Annotated in this window: 6 protein-coding genes; 3 read left to right on the top strand and 3 right to left on the bottom strand. The window is 65.4% G+C overall.

What is annotated here, in order from left to right; genetic code table 11:
- Window positions 1–100: 100 nt before the first annotated feature.
- The 3 genes from FVW20_RS06245 to FVW20_RS06235 form a co-directional block, all read right to left on the bottom strand.
- The gene (locus tag FVW20_RS06245; protein WP_196608757.1) at window positions 101–1543 is read right to left on the bottom strand and encodes a catalase; all 1443 of its coding nucleotides are present in this window, start codon (window positions 1541–1543) and stop codon (window positions 101–103) included.
- A gap of 274 nt (window positions 1544–1817) precedes the next feature.
- On the bottom strand, window positions 1818–2309 hold the full coding sequence (locus FVW20_RS06240) for a Fur family transcriptional regulator (RefSeq protein WP_196608756.1): 492 nt from the start codon (window positions 2307–2309) through the stop codon (window positions 1818–1820).
- Between the two features lie 200 nt (window positions 2310–2509).
- A complete protein-coding gene (locus FVW20_RS06235) occupies window positions 2510–3526 on the bottom strand; it encodes a TerC family protein (protein ID WP_196608755.1) in 1017 nt (338 codons plus the stop codon).
- 409 nt (window positions 3527–3935) lie between these two features.
- Between FVW20_RS06235 and FVW20_RS19985 the strand changes: the two genes are divergently transcribed.
- The 3 genes from FVW20_RS19985 to FVW20_RS06225 all read left to right on the top strand — a co-directional run.
- A complete protein-coding gene (locus tag FVW20_RS19985; protein WP_269145813.1) occupies window positions 3936–4061 on the top strand; it encodes a hypothetical protein in 126 nt (41 codons plus the stop codon).
- Window positions 4062–4731: 670 nt separating this feature from the next.
- Window positions 4732–5091 (top strand): TraR/DksA family transcriptional regulator, encoded by a 360-nt coding sequence (locus tag FVW20_RS06230; protein WP_196608754.1) that lies wholly within the window; start codon window positions 4732–4734, stop codon window positions 5089–5091.
- Window positions 5092–5477: 386 nt separating this feature from the next.
- Window positions 5478–5726: fused MFS/spermidine synthase (locus tag FVW20_RS06225; RefSeq protein ID WP_196608753.1), on the top strand; the 249-nt coding region annotated here is incomplete at its 3' end.

Genomic DNA, 5726 nt, shown 5'->3' with positions numbered 1-5726 from the left:
GCCGGAGCGCCGGACCGCCGGAGCGGAGGAGGCGGCAGCCGGGCCGCCCTCCGGAACAATGGTGCGCGCCCGGCCCGTGGGGCCGGGCGCGCTGTGCATGTTACATCTTCAGCCCCAGGGCCTTGGCCACGCCCGCGCCGTAGGCCGGGTCGGCCTTGGCGCAGTTGCCCACATGGCGTCGCTTGATCTCTTCCGGCGCATCGCCCATGGCCCGCGCGGTGTTCTGGAACAACTCGTCCTGCTGCTGCGGGGTCATCAGGCGGAACAGGCGCCCGGGCTGGTCGTAGTAGTCGGCGTCGTCTTCGCGATAGTTCCAGTGCGCGGCATCGCCCTTGATGGCCAGGGGCGGCTCGGCGAAGTCGGGCTGTTCCTGCCATTCGCCGTAGCTGTTGGGTTCGTAGGCCAGGGTGCTGCCGTGGTTGCCGTCCACCCGCATGGCGCCGTCGCGGTGGTAGCTGTGCACAGGGCAGCGCGCGGCGTTGACCGGGATCAGGTGATGGTTCACGCCCAGGCGGTAGCGGTGCGCATCACCGTAGGAGAACAGGCGGCCCTGCAGCATCTTGTCGGGAGAAAAGCCGATGCCCGGCACCACGTTGGCGGGGTTGAACGCGGCCTGCTCCACCTCGGCGAAGTAGTTTTCGGGGTTGCGGTTCAGTTCCAGCACGCCCACCTCGATGAGCGGGTAGTCCTTGTGGAACCACACCTTGGTCAGGTCGAAGGGGTGGTAGGGGCTGGTGTCCGCGTCCTTTTCGGGCATGACCTGCACGTACATGGTCCACTTGGGAAAGTCGCCGCGCTCGATGCTGTCGTACAGGTCGCGCTGGTGGCTTTCGCGGTCCCTGGCCACGATGGCCTCGGCCTCGGCATCGGTCAGGTTCCTGATGCCCTGCTGGGTGCGCAGGTGGAACTTCACCCAGTAGCGTTGGTTGTCCGGGCTGATGAAGCTGAAGGTGTGGCTGCCGAAGCCGTGCATGTGCCGGTAGCTGGCGGGAATGCCCCGGTCGCTCATGACCACGGTGACCTGGTGCAGCGCCTCGGGCAGGGATGTCCAGAAGTCCCAGTTGTTCTTGGCGCTGCGCATGTTGGTGCGCGGGTCGCGCTTCACGGCGTGGTTCAGGTCGGGGAACTTCAGCGGGTCGCGCAGGAAGAAGACCGGGGTATTGTTACCCACCAGGTCCCAGTTGCCCTGCTCCGTGTAGAATTTGACGGCGAAACCCCGGATGTCGCGTTCCGCGTCGGCGGCGCCGCGTTCGCCCGCCACGGTGGAAAAGCGTACGAACAGTTCGGTCTTCTTGCCGATTTTCGAGAACAGGGCAGCCTTGGTGTACTTGGTGATGTCGTGGGTGACGGTGAAGGTGCCGTACGCGCCGGATCCTTTGGCGTGCATGCGCCGCTCGGGGATCACCTCGCGATCGAAGTGGGCCAGCTTTTCCAGAAACCACACGTCTTGCAGCAGCATGGGACCGCGCGGCCCGGCGGTCATGGCGTTCTGGTTGTCGGGTACCGGAGCGCCTGCGTTGGTGGTGAGCTTGTGTTTTGTCATGGGTTCCTCCCGTTGGGGGCTTGTTGGATGTCGGTCGGGTGAGACGGTGCTACAATAAATGATAAAAATACTTTTGTAATAATTATTATTCACAAACGGAGACGGCTGTCAACGGAAATGAACAGGCCCGGCGGGGCCGGGCCTGATATGGTGTGGAGGGTGCTGTAAAAACAGTGCTATTTGAAGGGACGCATGTGCGCGGCCAGACCGGCCAATTAGGCCAGTCCGGCCAATTCGATCAGTCCGGCCAATTAGGCCAGGCCGGCCAATTCGATCAGTCCGGGCGGTGCTCCGTGTGGCGGGCGGCCTGGCCGTCGGTCGGGGGCGTCGGGGCCGCGCCTCGGCAGGCAGGGCACAGCCCGAACATGTCGAACCGGTGGCTGTCCACGGCAAAGCCCGTTTCGGCGGCCATGCGCGCCACCAGTTCGTCCAGTCCCTGCAGTGTATAGTCGGCGATGGCCCCGCAGCGGGTGCAGATAAGGTGGGGGTGCGGTTTCGGGTGCCTGCCGTCGTAGCGGCTGCCCAGTTCGCCAAAGCCCAGTTCCAGCACCTCGCCGTCTTCCTTCAGCAGGGCGATGGTCTTGTACACCGTGGCCAGGCTGGTGGTGGGAAAGTCCGGCAGGATGGACTGGTGCAGTTGTTCCACCGTGGGGTGGCCGTCGTGTTCTATCAGGGCGCGGACGATGGCCACCCGCTGGGGGGTGAGCCGGTGTCCGTTGTCGCGCAGGCGTTCCAGCAGGGAGGCGAGGCGGGTGCGGGTATCCATGGGGTGCCGGTGCGTTCCGGAGCCGGGGCGGTTGTCGTGCGTGTGTCGTCGTGGCCCATTGCGACCCGTTGCTGATGGTCGCGATCAGCCGTGGCCAATCATGGCCGCCCCGGCAGTCGGGATCCCTTGCGGGTCGACTGGCGGGGCAGCCGGGAGAGCGGTTGTTTGCGGATAAAAGATATTCCGGAGCAGAGGGGGTGTCAACGCGGGGTCTTGCCGGTGTCGTCGGCGGAGCCTTCGCTCTTGCGCGGGGTGCCCGGCACCCAGCCCAGGGGCGGGGCGGCCTGTGCATCCGCCCCCGCGCCGCGCGTCTTCAGCATCGAGATCAGCATGGACCCGGCGATGATGCCGAAGGTCACCAGCAAGGCGGCGCCGGTGGAAATGATTTTGGCGTCGAAGGCGGCGTTTACGATCATCTTGCCGCCGATGAAGACCAGCACCAGCGACAGGCCGTACTTGAGGTAGCGGAAGCGGTGGATGACCCCCGCCAGCGCGAAGTACAGCGCCCGCAGGCCCAGGATGGCGAACACGTTGGAGGTGTACACGATGAACGGGTCGGTGGATACGGCGAAGATGGCGGGGATGGAATCCAGCGCGAAGACCAGGTCGGAGAATTCGATGATCACCAGCACCACCAGCAGGGGGGTGGCGTGCAGCAGGCCGTTCTTGCGCACCACGAACTGCCCGCCCTCATACCCTTCCGTCAGGCGGAAGTGGCGGCGGAACAGCCGCACCACCCGGTTGCCGGAAAGGTCGGGCTCGCTGTCGGCGGCCAGCAGCATCTTGATGCCGGTAACGACCAGAAACCCGCCGAACACGTAGATCACCCAGTGGAAGGCGTTCAGGATGGCCGCCCCGGCCAGGATAAGCCCGGCGCGCATGGCCAGCGCGCCCAGAATGCCCCAGAACAGCACCCGGTACTGCAATGAGGCGGGCACCGCGAAATGGGTGAACACCAGCACGAACACGAAAATGTTGTCCACGCTCAGGCTTTTTTCGATGAGGTAGCCGGTTATGTATTCCAGCCCTTTCTGTTCGCCCATGAACACGAATACGCCGCCGCCGAAGGCCAGGGCCAGCACGAAGTAGGCAAGGCTCATCCATAGTGCGCCGGACAGGGACATTTCCTTGTCCTTGCGGTGCAGCACGCCAAGGTCGAAGGCCAGCAGGACGAGCACGAAAAGATTGAAGCCGCCCCAAAGCATGTAGCCGGACATGAACGTTCTCCCTTCCATAGTGGGTCGGTTGGCATCATCCGAGTGAAACGGTGCGAAACCGCGCGCCGGGCAGCACGGTGGCCGTTGCTGCCGGGCGGGTACGTTTTTCGAGGAATGCAATCTAACAGGATGGCGGCCCGGAAGCAACGAGGCAGCCGGTGGGGACGTCGGCAGCCCAGGCGCATGGTGTGCCTGCCATCGCAAGGGGCAGGGTATCCGGCAACGGAGTGATGCGTGAGCGTCACGCAGTTGCGCAATGTTTTGCACCATGCAGAAAAGAAAAGCATTTTGTCTTGCGCGACGGAGCATCCCGGACTATAGCGCATGCAACGGGGACCGCATTGCGCAGGCAGGCGCCCAGGGCGCCGTACCTCGCCACCTTCAACCGTCGCAGAAGGATGTCCGTTCGATGAGGTACTTGTTGCTGGCCATCATCATTCTCACTTCGGCCCTGTTCACGTTCGTCCATGCGCAGAACGAGGTGTCGCGCGGTGCCGCGGCATCCGCACCCCTTGAAGCAACGCAGGACCGCTGAGCCAATCCGGCGTTCCACGCCGGGCGAACGCGCCGACCAGTCTTCGGACTGGTCGGCGCGTTCCGTTTTTTCGGGCGGGAGGGAGCGCCAGTGGCCCCTGTGTCCCACGTACACCCCGTGCCCCTTGTGCCCCCTGTGGCAGGGCCGCGACACCGGACAGCGGCAACGGCAGTCCGTCACGGCATAATGGGTTGCGTACCGCGGCGGGGCGTGCTGTCGTCGGCGAACGCATGATAATTCATGGTGTTGTGCAACGCCTGTGCAGCGTGGCGCGAAGCGCGGAGCAGGTGGTGTGTCAGGGCTTGCATTGGCCGCGGGATGATGTATAGTAAGGGCGTTGTGTCCGGAACAGTTTTTCGCGAAGCACACGGAATTTACCCTCACAAGACCAGCAAGGAATCTCCCATGCGTTTCATTTCCCTTTCCGCCCGCGCCACCGCATTCACCGGCTCCGACCGGTTCTTTGCCCGTGGTGAACGCGTCACCGGGACGGGAGGGGGCGCATAGCGGCATTCCGCACGCACACGCAACACGCGACCCCGTCCACCACCCTGGTAGACGGGGCTTTTTTTTACCCACCCGACAAACTTGCCCCAAGGGGCACCCGGCGCCTGCCGCCCCCCCCGCGTACAGCGCGGGCAGGCCGAGGCCGCGCCGAAGGAGGAACGACATGCGCGAAGAAACCATTGCCGTGGTACGGCGCAGACTGAAGCAGGAAATCCGCGATCTGCGCGAGGCCCTGGACCGCTGGCGCGGTCTGCAGGGTGTGGCGGACGGGGGCGACCCCGAGCGGATGCCCGACGTGGAAGGCATGACCTACCGGTCGTGGAAGCAGCGCACCGAGACACGCTTGCAGGTGCTGCGCGCCACGCTGGAACGGCTGGACGACGAGGACTTCGGCTACTGCGACGACTGCGGCAACGAAATTCCCGCAGCGCGGCTGCTGGCCGTGCCCACCACCACCCGCTGCGTGCACTGCATGTCCGCGCGCGAAGAGCGCGGGGCGCAGGCCCGGCCCATGGTGTTTTGACAAGGGGGCTCCGCATTGGCGGAGCCCCTTTTGCGCGTCCGGGCATACCCGCGCTTGCGGCGGAGAGTGGGGTGCTCCCTGTCCCGGCGCAGAGGCCGTCGGCCCGGTGTCTGCCGCGAAATCGCTTCGGCCCGCCATGCTCCGCCCCGCTGCGGAGACGCGAAAGGGGCGTGGCGTCCCCCCGCCGGACACGACGGCCTCCCTTTTCGTGTGCGGGACAATTTCTCGCACAACCATGCACAACCGTTCATAACCGTGCATAACCGGCCCGTTTACCCGTCAGTACCCGCCCCGTTGCCTCGCCGCCCCGCCCCCTGATACAGCAAGAGCACGGCATCCCCGCGCATTATTTCTCTTCCCCAGTCCCCGCTCCCGCAGGAGGCCCCATGCTCGACGCGATCATGTTCCTGTCCGGCACCATGGTCATGGTGCTCGAAATGGTGGGGGCGCGGCTGCTGGCCCCGCACCTTGGCACCTCGGTCATAGTCTGGACCAGCCTCATCGGCGTGGTGCTCGCCAGCCTGAGCGCGGGCTACTGGCTGGGCGGGCGCCTGGCCGACCGCACCCTGTCGCGACGCACCCTGTCGCGCATCCTGGCCGGGGCCGCGCTGTCCGTGCTGGCCGTGGCCCTGGCG

The sequence above is a fragment of the Nitratidesulfovibrio oxamicus genome, from assembly GCF_015731765.1.
GTDB lineage: Bacteria > Desulfobacterota > Desulfovibrionia > Desulfovibrionales > Desulfovibrionaceae > Cupidesulfovibrio > Cupidesulfovibrio oxamicus.
This window is presented reverse-complemented; position numbering and strand designations above follow the sequence as displayed.

What these genes read in the sequence shown, in the direction of transcription:
- FVW20_RS19985 (WP_269145813.1), top strand. Translation starts at nt 3,936, where the DNA reads ATGAGGTACTTGTTGCTGGCCATCATCATTCTCACTTCGGCCCTGTTC.
- FVW20_RS06240 (WP_196608756.1), bottom strand. Translation starts at nt 2,309, where the DNA reads ATGGATACCCGCACCCGCCTCGCCTCCCTGCTGGAACGCCTGCGCGAC.
- FVW20_RS06245 (WP_196608757.1), bottom strand. Translation starts at nt 1,543, where the DNA reads ATGACAAAACACAAGCTCACCACCAACGCAGGCGCTCCGGTACCCGAC.
- FVW20_RS06235 (WP_196608755.1), bottom strand. Translation starts at nt 3,526, where the DNA reads ATGTCCGGCTACATGCTTTGGGGCGGCTTCAATCTTTTCGTGCTCGTC.
- FVW20_RS06230 (WP_196608754.1), top strand. Translation starts at nt 4,732, where the DNA reads ATGCGCGAAGAAACCATTGCCGTGGTACGGCGCAGACTGAAGCAGGAA.